Annotated in this window: 21 protein-coding genes and 1 pseudogene; 15 read left to right on the top strand and 7 right to left on the bottom strand. The window is 54.0% G+C overall.

Annotation, left to right across the window (positions count from 1 at the left end; all coding sequences use genetic code 11):
- Window positions 1–10: 10 nt before the first annotated feature.
- The 3 genes from pfkA to cpxP all read right to left on the bottom strand — a co-directional run bounded on the left by pfkA (window position 11) and on the right by cpxP (window position 2,706).
- Entirely contained in the window at window positions 11–973 is a 963-nt protein-coding gene (gene pfkA, locus KCR01S_RS17675; protein ID WP_061284410.1) for a 6-phosphofructokinase, read from the bottom strand.
- A gap of 200 nt (window positions 974–1,173) precedes the next feature.
- Complete coding sequence (fieF, locus tag KCR01S_RS17670; protein WP_061284409.1) at window positions 1,174–2,067, bottom strand: CDF family cation-efflux transporter FieF; 894 nt, start codon at window positions 2,065–2,067, stop codon at window positions 1,174–1,176.
- Between the two features lie 138 nt (window positions 2,068–2,205).
- The gene (cpxP, locus tag KCR01S_RS17665; protein WP_061284408.1) at window positions 2,206–2,706 is read right to left on the bottom strand and encodes a cell-envelope stress modulator CpxP; all 501 of its coding nucleotides are present in this window, start codon (window positions 2,704–2,706) and stop codon (window positions 2,206–2,208) included.
- A gap of 149 nt (window positions 2,707–2,855) precedes the next feature.
- On the opposite strand from cpxP, the gene cpxR reads away from it, so the two are divergent.
- Both cpxR and cpxA read left to right on the top strand, forming a co-directional pair.
- Window positions 2,856–3,554: an envelope stress response regulator transcription factor CpxR gene (gene cpxR, locus KCR01S_RS17660; RefSeq protein ID WP_061284407.1), complete on the top strand. Its 699-nt coding sequence runs from the start codon at window positions 2,856–2,858 to the stop codon at window positions 3,552–3,554.
- Window positions 3,551–4,924 carry an envelope stress sensor histidine kinase CpxA gene (gene cpxA, locus KCR01S_RS17655; protein ID WP_061284406.1) on the top strand — a complete coding sequence of 458 codons (1,374 nt, stop codon included), beginning with the start codon at window positions 3,551–3,553 and terminating at the stop codon, window positions 4,922–4,924. The genes cpxR and cpxA overlap by 4 nt, the downstream gene beginning before the upstream one ends.
- A 73-nt stretch (window positions 4,925–4,997) precedes the next feature.
- On the opposite strand, the gene yiiM is transcribed toward cpxA, so the two are convergent.
- Both yiiM and sodA read right to left on the bottom strand, forming a co-directional pair.
- Window positions 4,998–5,735: a 6-hydroxyaminopurine reductase gene (yiiM, locus tag KCR01S_RS17650; protein ID WP_112202448.1), complete on the bottom strand. Its 738-nt coding sequence runs from the start codon at window positions 5,733–5,735 to the stop codon at window positions 4,998–5,000.
- A gap of 6 nt (window positions 5,736–5,741) precedes the next feature.
- Window positions 5,742–6,362 (bottom strand): superoxide dismutase [Mn], encoded by a 621-nt coding sequence (gene sodA / locus KCR01S_RS17645; protein ID WP_052284210.1) that lies wholly within the window; start codon window positions 6,360–6,362, stop codon window positions 5,742–5,744.
- 289 nt (window positions 6,363–6,651) lie between these two features.
- Between sodA and rhaT the strand changes: the two genes are divergently transcribed.
- Window positions 6,652–7,686 (top strand): L-rhamnose/proton symporter RhaT, encoded by a 1,035-nt coding sequence (gene rhaT, locus KCR01S_RS17640; protein WP_061284404.1) that lies wholly within the window; start codon window positions 6,652–6,654, stop codon window positions 7,684–7,686.
- Window positions 7,687–7,690: 4 nt separating this feature from the next.
- Here rhaT and rhaR read toward each other — a convergent pair whose 3' ends face one another.
- Both rhaR and rhaS (KCR01S_RS17630) read right to left on the bottom strand, forming a co-directional pair.
- Complete coding sequence (gene rhaR / locus KCR01S_RS17635; RefSeq protein ID WP_061284403.1) at window positions 7,691–8,539, bottom strand: HTH-type transcriptional activator RhaR; 849 nt, start codon at window positions 8,537–8,539, stop codon at window positions 7,691–7,693.
- Between the two features lie 71 nt (window positions 8,540–8,610).
- On the bottom strand, window positions 8,611–9,447 hold the full coding sequence (rhaS, locus tag KCR01S_RS17630; RefSeq protein WP_061284402.1) for an HTH-type transcriptional activator RhaS: 837 nt from the start codon (window positions 9,445–9,447) through the stop codon (window positions 8,611–8,613).
- 303 nt (window positions 9,448–9,750) lie between these two features.
- On the opposite strand from rhaS (KCR01S_RS17630), the gene rhaB reads away from it, so the two are divergent.
- The 12 genes and pseudogenes from rhaB to KCR01S_RS17575 all read left to right on the top strand — a co-directional run.
- Complete coding sequence (rhaB, locus tag KCR01S_RS17625; protein ID WP_061284401.1) at window positions 9,751–11,220, top strand: rhamnulokinase; 1,470 nt, start codon at window positions 9,751–9,753, stop codon at window positions 11,218–11,220.
- A complete protein-coding gene (gene rhaA / locus KCR01S_RS17620) occupies window positions 11,217–12,476 on the top strand; it encodes an L-rhamnose isomerase (protein WP_061284400.1) in 1,260 nt (419 codons plus the stop codon). The genes rhaB and rhaA overlap by 4 nt, the downstream gene beginning before the upstream one ends.
- Before the next feature lie 114 nt (window positions 12,477–12,590).
- Window positions 12,591–13,421 (top strand): rhamnulose-1-phosphate aldolase, encoded by an 831-nt coding sequence (rhaD, locus tag KCR01S_RS17615; RefSeq protein WP_061284399.1) that lies wholly within the window; start codon window positions 12,591–12,593, stop codon window positions 13,419–13,421.
- A 91-nt stretch (window positions 13,422–13,512) separates the two neighbouring features.
- Window positions 13,513–14,499, top strand: coding sequence for a rhamnose ABC transporter substrate-binding protein (gene rhaS, locus KCR01S_RS17610; protein ID WP_061284398.1), 987 nt, complete (start codon window positions 13,513–13,515; stop codon window positions 14,497–14,499).
- 100 nt (window positions 14,500–14,599) lie between these two features.
- The gene (locus tag KCR01S_RS17605; protein ID WP_061284397.1) at window positions 14,600–16,105 is read left to right on the top strand and encodes a sugar ABC transporter ATP-binding protein; all 1,506 of its coding nucleotides are present in this window, start codon (window positions 14,600–14,602) and stop codon (window positions 16,103–16,105) included.
- A complete protein-coding gene (locus KCR01S_RS17600; protein ID WP_061284396.1) occupies window positions 16,106–17,110 on the top strand; it encodes an ABC transporter permease in 1,005 nt (334 codons plus the stop codon).
- Window positions 17,107–18,111 carry an ABC transporter permease gene (locus KCR01S_RS17595; RefSeq protein ID WP_061284395.1) on the top strand — a complete coding sequence of 335 codons (1,005 nt, stop codon included), beginning with the start codon at window positions 17,107–17,109 and terminating at the stop codon, window positions 18,109–18,111. The genes KCR01S_RS17600 and KCR01S_RS17595 overlap by 4 nt, the downstream gene beginning before the upstream one ends.
- A 70-nt stretch (window positions 18,112–18,181) precedes the next feature.
- Window positions 18,182–19,330, top strand: coding sequence for a lactaldehyde reductase (fucO, locus tag KCR01S_RS17590; protein WP_061284394.1), 1,149 nt, complete (start codon window positions 18,182–18,184; stop codon window positions 19,328–19,330).
- Window positions 19,327–19,641: an L-rhamnose mutarotase gene (rhaM, locus tag KCR01S_RS17585; RefSeq protein ID WP_061284393.1), complete on the top strand. Its 315-nt coding sequence runs from the start codon at window positions 19,327–19,329 to the stop codon at window positions 19,639–19,641. The genes fucO and rhaM overlap by 4 nt, the downstream gene beginning before the upstream one ends.
- Window positions 19,642–19,811: 170 nt before the next feature.
- Window positions 19,812–20,299 (top strand): annotated as a pseudogene (locus KCR01S_RS25805) (family 4 glycosyl hydrolase); the annotation flags it as partial.
- A 36-nt stretch (window positions 20,300–20,335) separates the two neighbouring features.
- Window positions 20,336–21,118 carry a family 4 glycosyl hydrolase gene (locus KCR01S_RS25670; RefSeq protein WP_369691454.1) on the top strand — a complete coding sequence of 261 codons (783 nt, stop codon included), beginning with the start codon at window positions 20,336–20,338 and terminating at the stop codon, window positions 21,116–21,118.
- A gap of 27 nt (window positions 21,119–21,145) precedes the next feature.
- The coding region (locus KCR01S_RS17575; protein WP_167348835.1) for a PTS transporter subunit EIIC at window positions 21,146–21,847 on the top strand (702 nt) is incomplete at its 3' end.

Genomic DNA, 21,847 nt, shown 5'->3' with positions numbered 1-21,847 from the left:
AAGCAGCGGATTAGTACAGCTGCTTAGCGCATTCCAGCCAGTCACCCTTGAACGGACGCTTCATGTTTTCGATAGCGTCAATGATGTCATGGTGAACCAGTTTTTCGTTCTGAATACCGACGCAACGGCCACCGAAGCCCTGCTGCAGCAGTTCAATTGCGTACGCGCCCATACGGGACGCCAGGATGCGGTCGTAAGGAACCGGGGAACCACCGCGCTGGATGTGGCCCAGAACAGTCGCACGGGTCTCACGGCCAGTCTCAGTTTCAATAAACTTCGCCAGCTCGTCAACGTCACACATGTGCTCGGTAATAGCCACAATCGCGTGCTTCTTGCCTTTGGCGATGCCCGCTTTGATTTCCGCAACCAGATCGTCACGTTTGAATTCAACTTCTGGTACCACGATAAACTCGCAGCCGCCCGCAATCGCTGCTGCCAGAGTCAGGTCACCGCAGTAACGGCCCATCACTTCAACAACGGAGATACGCTGGTGGGAAGAAGAGGTGTCACGCAGACGGTCAATCGCTTCTACCACGGTGCTCAGTGCGGTGAAGAAACCGATGGTGTAGTCAGTACCTTTGATGTCGTTATCAATGGTGCCTGGCAGACCGATGCATGGGAAGCCCATTTCGGTCAGGCGTACAGCGCCCATGTAGGAACCGTCACCACCGATAACAACCAGCGCGTCAATCCCGCGTTTTTTCAGGTTTTCGATAGCCACGGCACGAATGTTTTCGTCACGGAATTCCGGGAAGCGCGCGGAGCCCAGGAATGTGCCGCCACGGTTAATCATGTCGGACACGCTGTAACGGTCGAGTGGAACCATACGGTCTTCGTACAGGCCAAGGTAACCGTCATAAATACCCATGACTTCTATGCCTTCCGTCAACGCTGCGCGCACAACACCGCGAATGGCGGCGTTCATACCCGGCGCATCACCGCCACTTGTCAACACACCGATTTTCTTAATCATGACTACCTCTGAACTTAGGAATGCTAAAAATTAATTCTTCTGCCCGAAGCGCTCCCATCAATGACGAGGGAGAGAACGACTCTATGTAGAGATAGTATATCAAGCGCTTCTTGCTGAATTGATTCAGGTCAGGCTAAACGGCGGTTATTTATACAAATAATGCCGATATAGCTCACGTTTTGTACAACCACTACGAAAGTTCAAATTCCTCGGTTGCCCTGCGGGACAACAGAGCAGGGATCCTGATGAATAATCACATCGGATCCGGGGAAACGATGCAAAATCGCCTGCTCAACCTGGTCAGCAACGTAATGCGCCTGAACCAGAGGCAGGTCATCTTCCATTTCCAGATGGATCTGAATAAAGCGGGTCGGCCCTGACTGCCGCGTTCGGAGATCGTGAGCACCGCTCACGCCCGGCCAGGCGGTTACGATGTCGAAAATTTCCTGTCGTTCTTCATCGGGAAGAGCGCGATCCAGTAACGACTGAACCGCTTCGTATCCCATACGTAACGCGCTATATAGAATATAGATGCCAATTCCTAATGCAAACAGCGCATCAGCACGATGCCAGCCGTACCAGGAGAGGCCGAGTGCGATAAGAATCGCACCGTTCATCATAACATCAGACTGATAATGAAGCATATCTGCACGTACAGCCTGACTTTGTGTTCTTCTCACCACCCAGCGCTGAAACGTCACCAGAATTAAGGTACTGATGAGCGCAATCACCGTCACGATGACGCCAATACCCGGTTGGCTCATCGGCACAGGGCGCGCCAGATGCTGAAAACCGGTTAAAAACAGAAACAGCGCCGAGCCCGAAATAAACATGCTTTGCGCCAGCGCCGCCAGCGATTCTGCTTTTCCATGGCCGAACGTGTGTTCTTCATCCGCCGGTTGTAGCGAATAGCGCACCACCAGCAGGTTGGTCAGCGAAGCTGCAATGTCCACCAGAGAGTCAACCAGCGCGGCTAAAATACTGACCGAACCGGTGTACCACCACGCAAAAATTTTAATCACCAGCAACAGTGACGCCATCACCGTTGCCGCTATCGCCGCGCGACTGACCAGTCGGCCATAAGTTTGATTCATAAACGCTCCCGCCTTCAGATCTGCGTATTATAGCGGAATGTATGAGCGGTGCGCGGTGACGAATTTAAGACAAAAAAAACCCCCACATCATGTGGGGGAAGACAGGGATGGTGTCTATGGCAAGGAAAAACAGGGTTGTTACTGGTTGCTACGGGTATTGCTACTAAACAGGGTCTTACTCGAACCTTGCTGCATCCGTACAACATCACGCAGCTGCTCCATACGCTGCTGGTGCTTCTCGTTTAAAGCCGCTTGCTGTTCCGGCGTAAGCAGGCGGTACATCTGATTGCGAACCTTCGCCATTTCAACCTGGCGGTTCACCTGCTCCTCAGCCATTTTCTCGGCTTGAGTACGCACAGCGGCTTCATCAAATTTTTCTGCGGTGACAAGACGATGCATTGTCTCCATTTCGCTAACATTAACAGGGGGGCGATCGTGTCGTGCCCTGTGCATCAGATCGCGCATTTGCTGGCGCTGATGTTCGGTTAAACTGATACCGTCGAACATATGACCCTGGCCACTACTGAGCGGGTTAGCTTCCGCCGGGTGCCAGTTAACGCTGGTGACGACTTCATCGGCCTGGCTTAGTGCACTGAATGCCAGCGTTGAGGCCATGACGGCAGCGATAACATTGCGCATCACATGCTCCCAAAAACTTTTGTGTCGCGAATCAACGAGAGACAGTTTACGATTCAGGCTGCAAACATGCGTCAGGGGGTGTAAAACAACGTAAAGTCATGGATTAGCAAGCCTTGATGACGTAATTTCTGCCTCGGAGGGATTAAAATATGAATAAAATTTTGTTAGTTGATGATGACCGAGAGTTAACTTCGTTACTCAAGGAACTGCTTGATATGGAAGGCTTTAATGTTCTGGTCGCTCACGATGGCGAACAGGCGTTAGCGCTGATTGATGACAGCATCGACCTACTTTTACTCGACGTGATGATGCCGAAAAAGAACGGTATCGACACGCTGAAAGAATTACGACAGACACACCAGACACCCGTCATTATGTTGACCGCGCGCGGAAGCGAGCTGGATCGCGTTCTGGGCCTCGAACTGGGCGCAGATGACTACTTGCCTAAACCATTCAACGATCGCGAGCTGGTCGCACGTATACGCGCTATTTTGCGCCGTTCACACTGGAGCGAACAGCAGCAAAATAGCGATTCCAGTTCTCCAACCGTTGAAGTGGATGCGCTTAGCCTCAATCCAGGCCGCCAGGAAGCCAGCTTTGATGGCCAGACGCTGGAGCTGACCGGTACCGAATTTACCCTGCTTTATCTGCTCGCACAGCACCTGGGTCAGGTCGTGTCGCGCGAACATCTAAGCCAGGAAGTGCTGGGTAAACGCTTAACACCGTTCGACCGCGCCATTGATATGCACATTTCCAACCTGCGCCGGAAGCTGCCTGAGCGTAAGGACGGTCATCCATGGTTTAAAACCCTGCGTGGCCGCGGCTACCTGATGGTCTCCGCTTCATGATTGGAAGTTTAACCGCACGCATCTTCGCCATCTTCTGGCTTACGCTAGCGCTGGTGTTGATGCTGGTTTTGATGCTGCCAAAGCTAGACTCACGCCAGATGACGGAGCTGCTGGATAGCGAGCAGCGCCAGGGTTTAATGATCGAGCAGCACGTTGAAGAAGAGCTGGCTAACGACCCTCCGAACGATCTGATGTGGTGGCGTCGACTGTTCCGCGCAATTGATAAATGGGCGCCGCCGGGCCAGCGTCTGCTGCTGGTCACCAGCGAAGGCCGGTTGATCGGCGCTGAACGCAACGAAATGCAGATTATCCGTAACTTTATCGGCCAGTCTGACAATTCCGATCATCCGCAGAAGAAAAAGTACGGCCGCGTAGAGCTGGTTGGGCCTTTTTCTATCCGCGACGGCGAAGATAACTACCAGCTATACCTGATTCGTCCGGCCAGCAGCTCACAGTCTGATTTCATCAACCTGCTGTTCGACCGGCCGCTGTTACTGCTGATCGTCACCATGCTGGTCAGCGCACCGCTGCTGCTGTGGCTGGCGTGGAGCCTGGCGAAACCGGCGCGTAAGCTGAAAAACGCCGCCGATGAAGTGGCTCAGGGCAACCTGCGTCAGCATCCTGAACTGGAGTCGGGGCCGCAGGAGTTTTTAGCGGCGGGCGCGAGCTTTAACCAGATGGTGATGGCGCTGGAACAGATGATGACTGCCCAGCAGCGTCTGCTTTCTGATATCTCTCATGAACTGCGTACGCCGCTAACGCGCCTGCAGCTGGGTACCGCCCTGCTGCGCCGCCGCAACGGTGAGAGCAAAGAGCTTGAGCGTATCGAAACGGAAGCACAGCGCCTCGATAGCATGATTAACGATATGCTGGTGATGTCGCGTAATCAGCAGAAGAATGCGCTGCTGAGCGAGACGCTCAAAGCCAACCAGCTGTGGGGTGAAGTTCTGGACAACGCCGCATTTGAAGCGGAGCAGATGGGTAAATCATTTAACGTTGATTATCCGCCAGGACCATGGCCGCTGTACGGTAACCCGAATGCGCTGGAAAGCGCGCTGGAGAACATCGTCCGCAATGCGCTGCGCTATTCGCACACCAAAATTGCCGTGAGCTTCTCGGTCGATAAAGACGGCATCACCGTCCACGTCGACGATGATGGCCCTGGCGTCAGCCCGGACGACAGAGAGCAAATCTTCCGTCCGTTTTACCGTACCGACGAGGCGCGCGATCGCGAGTCGGGTGGAACGGGGCTGGGATTGGCGATTGTCGAAAGTGCGATCCAGCAGCACCGTGGTTGGGTCAAAGCCGACGACAGCCCGCTGGGTGGTTTGCGATTAACGCTCTGGCTACCGCTGTATAAGCGAACCTAAAATACTATCGGCCTGCATCAGCAGGCCGATTTTTTGGGTTCTTGCACCAGCGTTAGCGTTGAGCAATCTCCAGCTATTTACCCCACAATCTTCGGGAATTATCCTCAATTTTGCCGCTTAAACGACGCTTTTGCATCGTTCTGCTCCAGCTAACCGACAGCCCAGCCGCGCTCAGCAACCGATGATACTGGTCATCATCAAACGGCATCGACCAGGCAATGACACCGGCCTCATGCACTGACACATCGCTCAAACGCGACACCAACACCAGCGGCGCATCGCTGGATACGTTACCCGGCGCAATCACGCGGTACAGCCAGCCCGTTTTGCCGCTGTTTTGCATCACCGAAGCCATGTCGCTAATGGAAAAGTGGTAGTTCAGCTTAAAACACGGAGAACGCGGTTGTGTGACCTGAATCAGCGTCTCACCCCAGCGGTAAATATCCCCGATGAAGACGTTGTGTTCGGTCAGGCCTTCCGTTGAGAGGTTTTCCCCAAATGCCGGCGCGTAAAAGAGCGCGGCCTGTTCCGGGAAATCTCGCGCCCACTCGGCGTAATGCTCGCGAGGATAATGGCATAGCGCGCGGTCAGGACCGCCGTGAATCTTTTTTTCCGCCTGCTCATCGCCCTGCAACCCTAAATCGGTGAGTTCCAGCTCGCCGTCTATCTGCACTTTGGCGATAGCGCTTGGGCGGCTACCGTCGTAATCGCGGATTTTGCCAATGAACACGTCAACCGGATAATGCATCTGCTGCTCCTTACGCGGATACAAAAAAAGCGAGTCATCAGACTCGCTTCTACAGACCGGCAATGCAAATTATTTTTTAGCTGCGAAACGTGCCGCGGCTTCGTCCCAGTTCACCACATTCCAGAACTCTTTGATGTAGTCCGGACGGCGGTTCTGGAACTTCAGGTAGTAAGCGTGCTCCCACACGTCCAGACCCACGATTGGGAAACCGGATGCGCCAGAAACGGCTTCACCCATCAGCGGGGAATCCTGGTTAGCAGTAGAAACAACAGCCAGTTTGTCGCCTTTCAGCACCAGCCACGCCCAGCCGGAGCCGAAACGGGTCGCTGCTGCTTTTTCAAATTCAGCTTTGAAGTTATCAACGGAACCGAAGTCACGCTCGATAGCTGCTTTCAGGTCACCCTGCAGGGTGGTGCCTTTTTTCAGGCCTTTCCAGAAGAAGCTATGGTTAGCATGGCCACCTGCGTTGTTACGCAGAACGGTTTTCTTATCAGCCGGCAGCTGATCCAGTTTCGCGATCAGTTCTTCCGCAGACAGGGAAGCGAACTCCGGCAGGCTTTCCAGCGCTGCGTTAGCGTTGTTCACGTAAGCCTGGTGGTGCTTGCTGTGATGGATTTCCATCGTCTGTTTGTCGAAGTGCGGTTCCAGGGCATCGTACGCATAAGGCAGTGATGGCAGGGTATAGCTCATAATCATCTCCATTATTGTCGGGCGGCAAACCTGTAAACGCCGCGTAATCAGTTGGTTCATTATAGTTAATTAAATGATATTGAAAATGATTATCAATGCCGTAGTTTTTATAAGGATATAACCATGCGTTATGGTTAGTATTTTGTGAGGAAGAACAGCCGATTACGCCGTTCCTTGCCAAAATTCCCTTCTGAATGGCAACTGCTGGAAGGTCAAAAAATTGACTAATTTTTACACTCATCCCGTTGGAAGACGATTTGTACGATAAAAATGGATGAGGATAAAATTAATGAACCATGCAATTACGATGGGTATTTTTTGGCATTTGATAGGTGCGGCCAGTGCAGCCTGTTTCTATGCTCCGTTCAAGAAAGTTCAGCAATGGTCATGGGAAACCATGTGGTCTATCGGCGGGATTGTCTCCTGGATATTGCTTCCCTGGGTAATCAGCGCCTTACTGCTGCCCGACTTTTGGGCTTACTACCACTCTTTTAGCGCTGCTACGCTGCTACCGGTGTTCTTATTCGGCGCCATGTGGGGGATTGGTAACATCAACTATGGTCTGACCATGCGTTATCTCGGCATGTCGATGGGCATCGGTATTGCCATCGGTATCACGCTGATTGTCGGTACCCTACTCACCCCGATAATTAACGGCCAGTTTGGCGTACTCATCCACACGAAAGGTGGCCAGATGACGCTGCTTGGCGTGCTGGTTGCAGTCGTTGGCGTCGGGATCGTAACCCGGGCGGGACAGCTGAAAGAACGTAAAATGGGGATCAAAGCAGAAGAGTTTAACCTCAAGAAAGGGCTGGTGCTGGCCGTGATGTGCGGCTTCTTTTCCGCCGGGATGTCCTTTGCGATGAACGCCGCCAAACCGATGCATGAAGCCGCCGCCGCATTAGGCGTCGATCCCCTGTATACCGCCTTACCGAGCTACGTGGTGATTATGGGCGGCGGCGCGCTGGTCAACCTTGGCTTCTGCTTCATTCGTCTGGCAAAAGTCAAAAATCTGTCGATAAAAGCAGACTTCTCGCTGGCAAAACCACTTATTGTCAGCAATATTCTGCTGTCAGCGCTGGGCGGATTAATGTGGTATCTCCAGTTCTTCTTCTACGCCTGGGGCCACGCCAGTATTCCCGCGCAGTATGACTACATGAGCTGGATGCTGCACATGAGCTTCTACGTATTGTGCGGTGGGTTGGTCGGGTTGGTATTAAAAGAGTGGAAAAACGCCGGCATTCGCCCCGTCAGCGTCCTGAGCCTCGGCTGCGTAGTCATTATCATCGCCGCCAACATTGTTGGCTTAGGTATGGCGAGTTAAGTACTTAGGCGGCAACGCGACTGCGCTGCCGCCACTGCCCCGGCGTAACGCCAATTTCCCGGTTAAACACCACGGAAAAATAGTTACTGTCTTCAAAACCGCACTGCATCGCCACTTCGCCAATTAACATTTCGGTGTGCTGCAGCAGGTACTGCGCATGGCATATCCGAAGCTGTCGCAGATAGTGGTTTACCGTCATCCCGGTCTGGCTACGAAACTGCTGGCGCAGCGTGCGTTCGCTGCACCCCTGCTGTTCACAAAATGCATCCAGGGCGAAGGGGCGGTTGAGGCTTCCCGCCAGCACCGTCAGCAGCTTGTCCAGCAGTGCCTCGCTTTGCGTCGCCGCCTGGTTATCCGTTGCGTAACGATAGCGGGTGAGACAGACCACCAGTTGAGCAAACAATAGCTCGGACATCTCATTGGCCAGCGCATCGTCTTTGCGGCTCTCCTGCTCCAGTTGGGTCATGATCTGCCGCGCCTGAGCCATACCGGTGCTACCGATACGCCAGTGCGGCGCCCAGTGCGATCCATGCAGCCCTGGAATATGGGAAATCCAGTCAACGTTGAGCTTTAAACGCTCCGGACAGTAGATGATATTCTGTAAAACCAGGTCGTTGACGGAAGCGTAGGAGTGCTTATCTTCCGCGCGGATGTAAAAGAGATCGCCGCGGGTAATGCGATAAGGGCGGTCGTTCAGAATGTGCAACCCGTTGCCACGCCAGACCATCACCAATTCGCAAAAATCATGGGTGTGTTCAGCAAACACATTCTGCGGATAGCGGTCAGCTACCGCAACGGCCTGCGTCGGGCTGGCAAAAAAGTCGGATTTTCGAAGGATTAGCTGACCTGACACGCGGATACCTCACGGCTAATAACTCTTTATTATTAGCCGTTTTAAGGTAAAAAACGGTGATTATCTTCGCGTTACTGAAGCATCGTATCCCGCCCCTGGCGGATATCGCGCGGCGACCAGTTAAATTCACGGCGGAACAGCGTCGAGAAATGGTTGCTGTCACCAAAGCCGCAGCGATAGGCGATATCGGTCACACTTTCATCGCTGTGGCGCAGCAGGTGACGAGCCTTAATCAGACGTAAACGGTTGAGGTAGCGCTGCGGCGTGAGGCCGGTGCAGTGCTTCAACTGCCGATGCAGCGTTCGCAGAGACAGCGAAAAGCTGTCTGCTAGCCCTTCCCAGCACACCTCCTCCGCATAATGCTCCTCTAGCCAGGCCATCAGTTGGTTCAGACGTGCATCATTATCCTCAGCCCCTTGTTCCTGGCTGCCTTTACGCAGCAATACCAATAGCTGCATAAACAGGATTTCACGGTTAGCCAGCGACATCATATCGGTGCTGTCTTTCACCTCTTCCATCTGGCTGACAATCGCCCTCACCTGCTGCAACGTGTTCTGGTTTACGCGCCAATGGGAAGGATAGTGACCATCCTGCTCCTGCGGCAGTAATTTGTTGAGACCTGACAAGAACTGGAAGGCATCCGGCGCGCGATACAACACATTCGTCAGACACAAGTTATCGGTGTGTTCATACAGGTGCCGATCAAAGTCGCGAACAAAGCAAACCGTTCCCCCACAAATGGTATGCGGTTGACCATTAAATACATGAATACCAGACCCATGCTCAACGATAACAATTTCATTGAAATCATGGTGATGCTCAGGAAATGCGCCCTGTGGAAGTCGTGGTTCAATAGCAACCGGCAAGTGACCTGATGAGAAGAAATCCACACTATGTAGTACGGTCATAACGACTCCCGACAGATGAGAAAAGTTATCAGGATAGTAATATCCGATGAGAGATCTGACCTTGACGTTTTGACACTAAAGCGCGCAAACCCGGTCGTTTTTTCAAGAAACAGCCGGAAAGATCGGGAAATGCGGTCACCATCACACCCCCCGAAAGCAGCCCCATCGCAGGAATTTGTGAACTCCCTCACGTTCATCTTTGCTTTCTTGCCAGCGCCCTATTGCGCCTGTCAGTGGCGAGAAGGTTGTGTCATTGCCCTTTTTCTAGACTGAGCGGTAATGACTCATAGAAGGACTCTTACCATGACTTTTCGCCATTGTGTGGCCGTCGATTTAGGCGCCTCAAGCGGACGTGTAATGCTGGCGCGCTTTGATGCCGCGAAGCGTTCGCTGTCACTGCGCGAAATCCACCGTTTCGTAAACAACCTGCATAAACAGGATTGTTTTGAGACCTGGGACATCGACGGACTGGAAGCCGAAATTCGTATCGGACTCAATAAAGTGTGCGATGAAGGCATTCTTATCGACAGTATCGGTATTGATACCTGGGGCGTGGACTACGTACTGCTGGACAAACAAGGTCAGCGAGTTGGGCTGCCGGTATCGTACCGCGATAGCCGCACCGACGGCATGATGGCCATCGCCATAGACCAACTGGGTAAAGCTGATATCTACCGCCGCAGCGGCATTCAGTTCCTACCGTTTAATACGCTGTACCAGCTGCGCGCTCTCGTTGAACAGCAGCCGGCGTTAGTGGCACAGGCCGCTCATGCGTTGCTGATTCCTGACTATTTCGGCTATCGCCTGACCGGCAAAATGAACTGGGAATACACCAACGCCACCACCACACAGCTTATCAATATCGACAGCGATAACTGGGATGAGGATCTGCTGAACTGGACCGGCGCGCCGGCGTCATGGTTTGGCACGCCAACCCATCCAGGCAACGTGGTTGGCCATTGGATCTGCCCACAGGGAAATCAAATCCCAGTCGTTGCCGTCGCCAGCCATGATACCGCCAGCGCCGTGATTGCCTCGCCGCTGGCTAACGCCGATGCCGCCTATCTCTCTTCCGGCACCTGGTCGCTGATGGGCTTTGAAAGTAAGCACCCCTACACCAGCGAACAGGCGCAGCGCGCCAACATCACCAACGAAGGCGGCGCAGAAGGCCGCTACCGGGTGCTGAAAAATATCATGGGTCTGTGGCTGCTGCAGCGCGTTCTGAAAGAACAAAATATCAGCGACCTCCCGGAACTGATTGCCGAAACGGCGGCGCTGCCAACCTGTCGCAGCCTGATCGCGCCAAACGATGACCGCTTTATCAACCCGGAAAACATGAGCGCAGAAATTCAGGCTGCCTGTCGTGAAACCGCCCAGCCGGTTCCAGCCACTGCGGCTGAGCTCGCGCGCTGCATTTTCGACAGCCTCGCACTGCTCTACGCCGACGTACTGCAGGAGCTCGCGCAGCTACGCGGTAAACCGTTCAGCCGGCTGCATATTGTCGGCGGCGGCTGCCAGAACCAACTGCTCAATCAGCTGTGTGCCGATGCCTGCGGTATTACCGTGGTCGCCGGTCCGATTGAAGCCTCGACGCTCGGCAACATCGGCATCCAATTAATGACGCTGGACGAGCTGTCCAACGTCGACGATTTCCGCAAGGTGGTCACCGGTAACTACGGCCTCACCACCTTTACCCCTAATCCAGACCATGAAATTGCCCGCTACGTTGCGCAGTTTCAGCAACAACGACAGACAAAGGAGCTTTGCGCATGACCACTCAACTTGACCAAGCCTGGGAACTCGCGAAACAGCGCTATGCCGCCGTCGGTATTGACGTCGAAGAAGCGTTACGCCAGCTCGACCGTTTACCTGTATCGATGCACTGCTGGCAGGGTGATGACGTCGCGGGGTTTGAAAATCCAGAAGGCAATTTAACGGGTGGCATTCAGGCGACCGGTAACTACCCGGGCAAAGCGCGCAACGCCACCGAGCTGCGCGCCGATCTGGAGCAGGCGCTGAGCCTCATCCCTGGGCCAAAGCGTCTGAACCTGCATGCTATCTATCTGGAGTCGGATACCCCGGTTGCGCGCGACAAAATCAAACCTGAGCACTTTAAAAACTGGGTGGAGTGGGCGAAAAAACACAAGCTGGGCCTCGACTTTAACCCGTCATGCTTCTCACATCCGCTGAGCGCCGATGGCTTTACTCTGTCTCATGCCGATCCCAAAATTCGTCAGTTCTGGATTGACCACTGCAAAGCCAGCCGCCGCGTATCGGCCTATTTTGGCGAGCAACTGGGTACACCATCGGTGATGAACATCTGGATCCCGGACGGCATGAAAGACGTCACCGTTGACCGTCTGGCACCTCGCCAGCGTCTGGCTGCGGCGCTGGATGAAGTGATCAGCGAAAAACTCAATCCGGCGCACCACATCGACGCAGTGGAAAGCAAACTGTTCGGTATCGGCGCGGAAAGCTATACCGTCGGCTCCAACGAATTCTATATGGGCTACGCCACCAGCCGTCAAACCGCACTGTGCCTGGATGCCGGCCACTTCCACCCAACAGAAGTGATCTCCGACAAAATCTCCGCCGCCATGCTGTACGTCCCTCGCCTGCTGCTGCACGTGAGCCGCCCGGTACGCTGGGACAGCGACCACGTAGTACTGCTGGATGATGAAACGCAGGCCATCGCCAGCGAAATCATCCGCCACGACCTGTTTGACCGCGTCCACATCGGCCTCGACTTCTTCGACGCCTCTATCAACCGTATCGCGGCATGGGTCATCGGTACTCGCAACATGAAGAAAGCCCTGCTGCGCGCGCTGCTGGAACCCACCGCTGAACTGCGCCAACTGGAAGCCTCTGGCGACTACACCGCGCGTCTGGCGCTGCTGGAAGAACAGAAATGTCTGCCGTGGCAAGCCGTATGGGAAATGTATTGCCAGCGCAATGACACTCCGGCGGGCAGCCAGTGGCTGGAAAGCGTGCGCGGCTACGAGAAAGAGATTCTGAGCAAACGTAAATAACGACGCGCATTCGCCGGAGGTGGCAACACCGTATCCGGTCAACGAAACCATCAAAATTGTCGGCCCGATAGGCGCAGCGCCATCGGGCATCAAAGTACACAGGACAACAAGACTATGCAGAATATTACCGATTCCTGGTTCGTCCAGGGCATGATCAAAGCCACTTCTGACGCCTGGTTGAAAGGCTGGGATGAACGTAATGGCGGTAACCTGACCCTGCGTCTGGACGAAGCTGATATCGCCCCCTTCACCGCCGATTTCCACGCCAAACCACGCTATATCGCTCTGAGCCAGCCGATGCCTATGCTGGCAAACACGCCGTTTATCGTGACCGGTTCCGGTAAATTCTTCCGTAACGTCCAGCTCGATCCTGCCGCTAACCTCGGCGTCGTGAAAGTCGATAGCGACGGTGCGGGCTACCATATTTTGTGGGGGCTGACTCACGAAGCTGTACCAACGTCCGAGCTGCCTGCGCATTTCCTGTCACACTGTGAACGTATCAAACTGACCGACGGCAAAGACCGCGTAATCATGCACTGCCACGCCACCAACCTGATTGCGCTGACCTACGTGCTGGAAAATGACAGTGCGCTGATTACCCGCAAACTGTGGGAAGGCAGCACCGAGTGTCTGGTGGTCTTCCCGGATGGCGTCGGCATTCTGCCGTGGATGGTGCCGGGTACTGACGAAATCGGTCAGGCGACCGCGGTGTCAATGCAGCAGCACTCTCTGGTGCTGTGGCCGTTCCACGGTGTCTTTGGCAGTGGCCCAACGCTTGATGAGGCCTTCGGCCTGATTGATACCGCCGAAAAATCTGCCGAAGTCCTGGTGAAGGTGTACTCGATGGGCGGCATGAAGCAGACCATCACTCAGCAAGAACTGATTGCCCTCGGCCAGCGCTTTGGCGTGACCCCGATGGCCAGCGCATTAAATCTGTACAAGTAAGAACATCGCATAACCCCTGTGGGCAACGATCCGCAGGGGAAAAATTCTGTTACCTGCAAACCAACTAACTCAAAACCGTGGAGTACAAGCAATGAAAATAAAAGCAAGCTTCATCCTCACCGTTGCCGCCCTGGCGTTGTCCGGTTCCGCATTAGCTGAAGTAAAAATCGCCCTTGTGGCCAAGTCTTTAGGTAATGGATTCTTCGAGGCTGCGAACGTCGGCGCTCAGGAGGCCGCAAAAGAGTTAGGCGATGTTAAAGTTATTTATACCGGTCCCACTACCACCACCGCAGAAGCGCAGATCGAAGTGCTTAACGGGTTGATCGCTCAAGGGGTGGATGCGATCGCCATTTCCGCCAACGATCCGGATGCCGTGGTCCCGGTGCTGAAAAAAGCCATGCAGCGCGGCATTAAAGTCGTTTCATGGGATTCCGGCGTCACCGCCGGTGGGCGTCAAATTCACCTGAATCCATCCAATAACCAGCTGATTGGTGAAACCAACGTCAAGCTGGCCGCCGATGCGCTTAAAGCGCTGAATGTGGAAAAAGGCGATGTTGCGATTCTCAGCGCAACGCCAACCTCGACTAACCAGAACATCTGGATTGGCGAGATGAAGAAAGTATTACCGAACTACCCGTCCATCAATCTGGTGACCGTGGCCTACGGCGACGATCTGTCAGATAAAAGCTACCGCGAAGCGGTTGGTCTGCTGAAGTCTTACCCGGATCTGAAAGTGATCGTCTCGCCGTCGTCTGTCGGTATCGTGGCGGCGGCGCAGGCGGTGAAAGACCAGGGCAAAATTGGCAAAGTGTACGTTACCGGCCTGGGGTTGCCGTCTGAAATGGCCGGTGCAATCAAGTCCGGTGCTAGCAAAAGCTTTGCCATCTGGAATCCTATCGACCTGGGCTACGCGGCAACCTATCTTGCGGATGACCTGGTCAAAGGCACCGCCACGCCAACCGAAGCCAGTATGGGCAAGCTGGGCAAGGTGAAGCTGGATGCTGACGGCAGCGGCGCTATGTCTGAGCCGTTCGTTTACGATGCCAGCAATATTGATAAGTTCTCAAAAATCTTCTGATGCGTTTTGTAGACCGGATAGGCCCCGCGCCATCCGGCAAACCGGTGGGTGGCGCTAGCGCTGACTCGCCCTACAAAACCTCCCACGATGGAGAACTATCATGTCGACACCTTTGCTACAGCTAAAGGGAATAACCAAAGTTTTCCCCGGCGTGCGCGCGCTTGAAAACGTGCAGCTCGATCTCTGGCCCGGAAAAGTCACCGCCTTAATTGGTGAAAACGGTGCGGGCAAATCGACGCTGGTCAAAGTCATGACCGGCATCTATCAGCCTGAAGAAGGTGAAATCCTGTATAAAGCTATCCCGATTTCACTGCCAACGCCGGACTCGGCGCACAAAGTCGGTATTACCGCCATTCATCAGGAAACCGTGCTGTTCGACGAGCTGTCGGTCACCGAAAATATTTTTGTCGGCCAGTATCTGCATAAAGGCTGGTTAAAAAAGCTCGATTGGCCTGCCATGCATCAGAAAGCACACGCGATCTTAAGCCGCCTCGATGTGCAAATTGATCCACGCGCCATACTGAAAACCCTCAGCATCGCCCAGCGCCATATGGTCGCCATTGCCCGTGCCCTGTCGTTCGAAGCGCAGGTTGTGATCCTCGATGAGCCCACCGCAGCTCTCTCCCAGCACGAAATACTGGAGTTTTATCAGATTGTTGAGCGCTTAAAACAGGAAGGTAAAGCAATTCTGTTCATCTCCCACAAGTTTGATGAAATCTTCGAGCTGGCGGATCACTACACCATTTTGCGTGATGGTGTGTATGTGGGTTCCGGTGCAATTAATGACATCACCGAAGAACGTATGGTGGCCATGATGGTCGGCCGCGCCATTACGCAAACCTACCCGAAAGTCGCCTGCGAGAAGGGTGACGTGGTGCTGGAGGTGAAAGATTTGTGCCACCCAACCGAGTTTGCCCATATCAGTTTTACGCTGCGCAAAGGCGAGATTCTGGGCTTCTATGGTCTGGTCGGCGCCGGGCGTACCGAGCTGATGCAGGCGCTTTCCGGCGTTTCGCATCCCTCTTCAGGTGAAATCGTGCTGAACGGCAGGCCGGTGCATTTCCGCCAGCCCGCCGACGCCATCAGCGCCGGGATTGTCTGCGTGCCGGAAGAGCGGCAAAAACAGGGCGCCATTATCGAGCTGCCCATCGCGCAGAACATCAGCCTGCCGCAGCTAAACAAACTCAATCCACGCGGCGTGCTTAACGATGCCCGGGAGTGGCAGTTGGCCGACGAGTACGCACGCCGCCTACAGGTAAAAGCCTTTAGCTGGCGACAACCGGTAGAAACGCTCTCCGGCGGTAACCAGCAAAAAGTGGTGATTGGCAAATGGCTGGCAACGCATCCGGAGGTCATCATTCTCGACGAGCCGACCAAGGGTATTGATATTGGATCCAAAGCCGCGGTGCATCAGTTTATGTCCGAGCTGGTGGCGCAAGGGCTGGCGGTGATCATGGTGTCTTCGGAACTGCCGGAAGTGATGGGCATGGCGGACCGCATTATCGTCATGCATGAGGGGCTGAGGGTGGCCGAGTATCAGGCCGGTGAAGCGACGGCGGAAACCATCGTCAGCGCGGCAAGCGGCGCAGGTAGGGAGGCAGCGTAAATGTGGCAATCCTTATTTAAACACCGTGAAGCGCTGCTCGCGGGCGTTATTATTCTGATGGTGGCAGCCATTGGCAGCCGGGTACCGTCGTTCGTCTCACCGGGTAATCTGGTGGAAATGTTCAACGATACCGCCATCTTAATCATCCTCGCGCTCGGCCAAATGATGGTGCTACTGACCAAAGGTATCGATCTGTCGATGGCCGCCAACCTGGCGCTCACCGGAATGATAGTCGCCCTGCTCAATTTCCATTTTCCCTCTATCCCCGTCTGGGCGCTGCTGGTGCTCGCCACCGCGCTGGGGCTGGTGATGGGAATGATTAATGGGCTGCTGGTCTGGAAGCTGGGTATTCCCGCCATTGTAGTGACGCTGGGGACCATGAGTATCTACCGGGGAATAATCTTCCTGCTTTCCGACGGCGGCTGGGTCAACTCACATCAAATGGGTGTCGACTTCCTCGGCCTGCCGCGCACCTCACTCCTTGGGCTGCCGGTGCTGAGCTGGTTTGCTATCGCTGCGCTGCTGTTAGTCGGCTATTTCCTGCGCTTTAGCCGCACCGGACGGGCGCTATACACCGCCGGCGGTAACGCCACTGCGGCGTACTACACCGGAATCAACGCTGGAAAAATGCAGTTTGTCAGCTTCTGCCTCTCCGGTGCGCTGGCCGGGTTCTGCGGTTATTTGTGGATCTCCCGCTTTGCCGTCGCCTACGTTGACGTCGCCAACGGCTTCGAGCTGCAGGTGGTTGCCGCCTGCGTGATTGGCGGTATCAGCACCATGGGCGGCACCGGTCGCGTCATCGGCTGCCTGTGCGGGGCGCTGTTCCTCGGCATTATCAACAATGCACTGCCGGTTATCGGGATTTCACCGTTCTGGCAGATGGCCATTTCCGGGGCGGTGATTGTGGTAGCGGTACTGCTGAATGAACGCGGTAATAAACGCAAGGGACGGCTGATTTTGCGCGATGCTGCGCTGGCTCGACAAAAACAGGCGGTGCGCTCATGAGCAAAATAATGATGCCGGAAGAGATTAAAACCGAAATCGCCACACCGTCTTTCATTCAACGGTTGCTGTGCTGGGAAGGCTTTTTACTGGCGGTCACTCTGCTGGTGTTTGTCATCAACGCCCTGGCTTCACCGTACTTCCTCAATATCTGGAATCTATCGGACGCCACCTTCAACTTCACCGAGAAGGCAATCATCGTGCTGCCGATGGCGATGCTGATTATTGCTCGAGAGATCGACCTTTCCGTTGCTTCAACCATCGCACTCAGCTCAACGCTGATGGGCTTTTGCGCCGCCGCCGGCATCGATACACCGCTGCTGGTCTGCGTAGGGCTTGGCGTTGGGCTGCTGTGCGGGCTGTTTAACGGCCTGCTGGTCACGCGCTTTAACCTCTCCTCTATCGTCATCACCATCGGCACCATGAGTCTGTATCGCGGTATTACCTACATTCTGCTGGGCGATCAGGCGCTGAATAAATATCCAGAGAGCTTTGCCTGGTTTGGACAAGGCTACGTATGGGGCGCGCTGTCGTTCGAGTTTGCGCTGTTTATCGTGCTCGCTGCCGTGTTCGCCTTTTTGCTACATAAAACCAACTTTGGCCGCCGTACCTACGCCATTGGCAATAATCCAACCGGCGCATGGTATTCAGGGATTAACGTCAAGCGTCACAACCTGCTGTTGTTTGCGCTGGTCGGGTTGATGTCGGGGCTGGCTGCCGTGCTGCTGACTTCCCGTCTGGGCAGTACGCGGCCAACCATCGCCATGGGCTGGGAGCTGGGGGTGGTCACCATGGCGGTGCTCGGCGGTATCAACATTCTTGGCGGCTCCGGCAGCATGGTCGGCGTCATCATTGCGGCGTTCCTGATGGGGCTAGTCACCTTTGGCCTCAGCCTGCTTAACGTCCCCGGTATCGTGATGTCGATAATCATCGGCGCGATGCTGATTGTGGTGATTTCACTGCCGATCATCACACGTCGACTCATGCAGCGACGACGAATTTGAATACCTCCCTCACCCCACAGGATGAGGGGGAAGACAGGATTTAACAAAATAGGTATCAAGGAGAAACACCATGAGTTTTATGTTAGCACTGCCGAAAATCAGCCTGCACGGCGCGGGCGCTATCGCCGATATGGTTAATCTGGTTGCCGGTAAGCAATGGGGAAAAGCGCTGATCGTCACCGATGGTCAGCTTGTTAAGCTCGGCTTACTGGATAGCCTGTTCACCGCGCTGGACGCACATAAAGTGTCTTACCATCTGTTCGACGAGGTTTTCCCAAACCCAACGGAAGAGCTGGTACAGAAAGGTTATGCAGCGTATCAGGCGCATGCCTGTGACTACATCATCGCCTTCGGCGGCGGCAGTCCAATAGACACCGCGAAAGCAATTAAGATCCTCACCGCGAACCCAGGCCCTTCCACCGCTTATTCTGGCGTGGGTAAAGTGGTCAACGCCGGGGTGCATTTGGTTGCTATCAACACCACTGCTGGCACCGCCGCCGAGATGACCAGCAACGCGGTGATCATTGATACCGCGCGGCAGGTGAAAGAAGTCATTATCGACGCCAACATCATCCCGGATATCGCGGTGGATGATGCCAGCGTGATGCTCGATATCCCGGCTTCCGTTACCGCTGCAACCGGTATGGATGCCTTGACTCATGCCATTGAAGCCTACGTTTCCGTCGGCGCGCATCCGTTAACCGATGCCAACGCACTTGAAGCCATTCGCCTGATCACCCTGTGGCTGCCAAAAGCCGTCGACGAGGGTCATAACCTCGAAGCGCGCGAGCAAATGGCGTTTGGTCAGTACCTCGCGGGCATGGCGTTTAACAGTGCCGGTCTGGGCCTGGTACACGCGCTGGCGCATCAGCCGGGCGCAACGCATAACCTGCCGCATGGCGTTTGTAATGCCATTCTTTTGCCCGTCATTGAAAACTTCAACCGCCCTAATGCCGTGGCGCGTTTTGCTCGCGTCGCGCAGGCGATGGGCGTCGATACGCGTAATATGAGCGATGAAACAGCCAGCATGGAAGCCATTAACGCCATCCGTCAACTGAGCGCTCGCGTAGGGATCCCGCAAGGATTCAGTCAATTAGGCGTCACCAAAGCCGATATCGAAGGCTGGCTGGATAAAGCGCTGGCAGATCCTTGTGCGCCATGTAACCCACGTACCGCCAGCCGCGATGAAGTTCGTGAGCTCTATCTGGAGGCATTATGATCCGCAAAGCCTTTGTGATGCAGGTGAATGCCAACGCACACGAGGAGTATCAACGACGCCATAGCCCAATCTGGCCGGAGCTGGAGTCGGTTCTCAAAGCGCACGGCGCACACCACTACGCTATTTATCTGGATAAAGAGCGTAACCTGCTGTTCGCCACCGTTGAGATTGAATCGGAAGAACGCTGGGACGCTGTTGCCAATACCGAAGTATGTCAGCGTTGGTGGAAATACATGACTGACGTGATGCCAGCCAATTCGGATAACAGCCCGGTGAGCGCGGAGCTTAAAGAGGTGTTTTACCTGGATTGATGCCAAGCCTTCCCACTCGGGAAGGCTTTTCTTATTCTGCTCATTTTTCGATCGCCATCCCATTTTCAAAAAATCCTACCGCAACTCTATTTCTGACCATTGAAAGCCGATCGCGTTGTGTTAACTTCTCCGAACTGGCATATGCCAGTTAAAAGCGGAGTCTGGTTAACATGAAAAAATTAAAAGTCGTCACGGTGGGCGGAGGTTCAGGGTACACCCCAGAACTTATCGATGGATTCATCAAACGTCATGCGGAGCTGCCCGTCAGTGAATACTGGCTGGTCGATATAGATGCGGGCAAAGAGAAGCTGGAAGTCGTCGGTGCGCTAGCACAAAGAATGGTTAAAAAGCCGGAATCGATATGGTTGTCCACCTGACAACCCATCTCGAGGAGGCGCTCATCGGTGCCGACTTCGTGACGACGCAAATTCGCGTAGGCCAACTGGCGGCGCGTATTCAGGATGAAAAAATCCCCTTACGATACGGTGTGCTCGGTCAGGAAACTACGGGCCCGGGCGGATTTATGAAAGCCCAGCGAACCATTCCCGTCCTGCTCGCGTTATGCCGTAAGATGGAAAAATATTGCCCGAATGCCTGGCTTATCAACTTCACCAATCCGGCCGGGATCGTCACAGAGGCCATTGCCAAATATAGCCCGATTAAGTCGCTCGGTATCTGTAGCGGCGCTAACAGCATGATGCGTGATATTGCGAGCGTATACGGCGTTGAACGTGAGGAGGTTTATGCACGATTTATCGGTCTGAACCACTTGATTTTTGCCGATCGTATTACGGTTAACGGTGAAGATGTTACTCGCCACTTTATCGAACAGCTTGCACAGGGTGTAGGCTCTCATACGTTGAAAAATGTTCCCAATCTCGGTTTACCCGCTGAGTTCATCCGCGCTTTGAAGTTGTATCCCCTTTCTTATCTAAAGTATTTCTACATGAGTCGGGAAGTGGTGGAACACGAAATCAGCGAACTGCAGCGCAGTGGAACGCGCGGCGAGCAATCGTTGAGTATCGAGAAGTCGCTTTTTGAGCTTTATCGAAATCCAGATCTATGTGAAAAACCAGCCGAACTTTCCGCGCGCGGCGGCGCACTCTATTCCGATACCGCCTGCTCAATCATTAGCTCGATATACAACAACAAAAAGGAACTTCACGTCGTTAACGTGCCAAATATGGGCACTACGCCAGACCTCCCTGATGATGCCGTCATAGAAACCAATGCAATGATCGATAGCCTTGGCGCACACCCATTGGCGTATGGTCGGCTACCAACGGCTATCAAAGGGCTGATTCAGAGTGTGAAAGCCTTTGAGGAGCTCACCGTAGACGCCGCCATAACCGGAAACAGGCAGACGGCGCTGTTAGCGCTTTCAGTGCACCCTCTGGTGCCATCGGTGGAAATCGCGGAAAAAATACTTACCGACTATTTAGCCGCTAATCGCGATTATTTACCGCAATATCAGTAAGCGGAATATCTTACTAAGGATAGCCCAATGATCAAGTTCTTAGAGAGTCGTGTCGTACCCGTTTTAGTTAAGGTTGGTGAAAATACGATATTGGTCGCCGTGCGTAATGGAATTACTTATACATTGCCTTTTATTATTGCGGGCAGTTTTTTTCTGATTATCGCTAACCTGCCAATACCCGGATGGCGTGAATTTTTAGGGGGATTCAGTGATACGCTCAGCGTGCCGGTCAGCGTAACCTTTGGCGCAATTGGCCTGATCGCAGCTATCGGTATCAGCTATAACCTGGCAAAACAGCTCTCGCTCGATGAAATGAGCTGCAGTTGCATCACCGTTGCGGTCTTTTTGATGGCGCAAATGGACAGCCACTGGAAAGTGAATGTCGATAATTTTGGCGCATCAGGGTTGTTCTCGGCCATTATCCTTTCGGTTCTGACCGTCTATATCGTCCGCTTCTTTATCACCCGTAATATCTATATAAAATTACCCGACAGCGTGCCACCCGCAGTCCTGCAATCATTTATTAGCCTTATCCCAGCCGTTGTCTGCCTGATCATCGTCTGGTTTATCCGCGTGATTCTGAATTTTGATATCAACGCTTTTTTTACCCTGATTCTCAGCCCACTGGTGATGGGACTGGATACTCTTCCTGGAATGCTGCTGCTGGTTTTTTTAATCTCACTACTGTGGTGCTGCGGTATTCATGGCACCAATGTACTTTCCGGGATC

Origin of the sequence: Kluyvera cryocrescens NBRC 102467 (assembly GCF_001571285.1) — a bacterium.
GTDB lineage: Bacteria > Pseudomonadota > Gammaproteobacteria > Enterobacterales > Enterobacteriaceae > Kluyvera > Kluyvera cryocrescens.
This window is presented reverse-complemented; position numbering and strand designations above follow the sequence as displayed.

Coding starts and splice junctions, on each gene's coding strand:
- sodA (WP_052284210.1), bottom strand. CDS start 6,362: ATGAGCTATACCCTGCCATCACTGCCTTATGCGTACGATGCCCTGGAA.
- KCR01S_RS17600 (WP_061284396.1), top strand. CDS start 16,106: ATGTGGCAATCCTTATTTAAACACCGTGAAGCGCTGCTCGCGGGCGTT.
- cpxR (WP_061284407.1), top strand. CDS start 2,856: ATGAATAAAATTTTGTTAGTTGATGATGACCGAGAGTTAACTTCGTTA.
- cpxA (WP_061284406.1), top strand. CDS start 3,551: ATGATTGGAAGTTTAACCGCACGCATCTTCGCCATCTTCTGGCTTACG.
- KCR01S_RS17605 (WP_061284397.1), top strand. CDS start 14,600: ATGTCGACACCTTTGCTACAGCTAAAGGGAATAACCAAAGTTTTCCCC.
- fieF (WP_061284409.1), bottom strand. CDS start 2,067: ATGAATCAAACTTATGGCCGACTGGTCAGTCGCGCGGCGATAGCGGCA.
- rhaA (WP_061284400.1), top strand. CDS start 11,217: ATGACCACTCAACTTGACCAAGCCTGGGAACTCGCGAAACAGCGCTAT.
- rhaS (WP_061284402.1), bottom strand. CDS start 9,447: ATGACCGTACTACATAGTGTGGATTTCTTCTCATCAGGTCACTTGCCG.
- pfkA (WP_061284410.1), bottom strand. CDS start 973: ATGATTAAGAAAATCGGTGTGTTGACAAGTGGCGGTGATGCGCCGGGT.
- rhaB (WP_061284401.1), top strand. CDS start 9,751: ATGACTTTTCGCCATTGTGTGGCCGTCGATTTAGGCGCCTCAAGCGGA.
- KCR01S_RS17595 (WP_061284395.1), top strand. CDS start 17,107: ATGAGCAAAATAATGATGCCGGAAGAGATTAAAACCGAAATCGCCACA.
- rhaS (WP_061284398.1), top strand. CDS start 13,513: ATGAAAATAAAAGCAAGCTTCATCCTCACCGTTGCCGCCCTGGCGTTG.
- rhaT (WP_061284404.1), top strand. CDS start 6,652: ATGAACCATGCAATTACGATGGGTATTTTTTGGCATTTGATAGGTGCG.
- rhaD (WP_061284399.1), top strand. CDS start 12,591: ATGCAGAATATTACCGATTCCTGGTTCGTCCAGGGCATGATCAAAGCC.
- fucO (WP_061284394.1), top strand. CDS start 18,182: ATGAGTTTTATGTTAGCACTGCCGAAAATCAGCCTGCACGGCGCGGGC.
- KCR01S_RS25670 (WP_369691454.1), top strand. CDS start 20,336: ATGATGCGTGATATTGCGAGCGTATACGGCGTTGAACGTGAGGAGGTT.
- cpxP (WP_061284408.1), bottom strand. CDS start 2,706: ATGCGCAATGTTATCGCTGCCGTCATGGCCTCAACGCTGGCATTCAGT.
- rhaM (WP_061284393.1), top strand. CDS start 19,327: ATGATCCGCAAAGCCTTTGTGATGCAGGTGAATGCCAACGCACACGAG.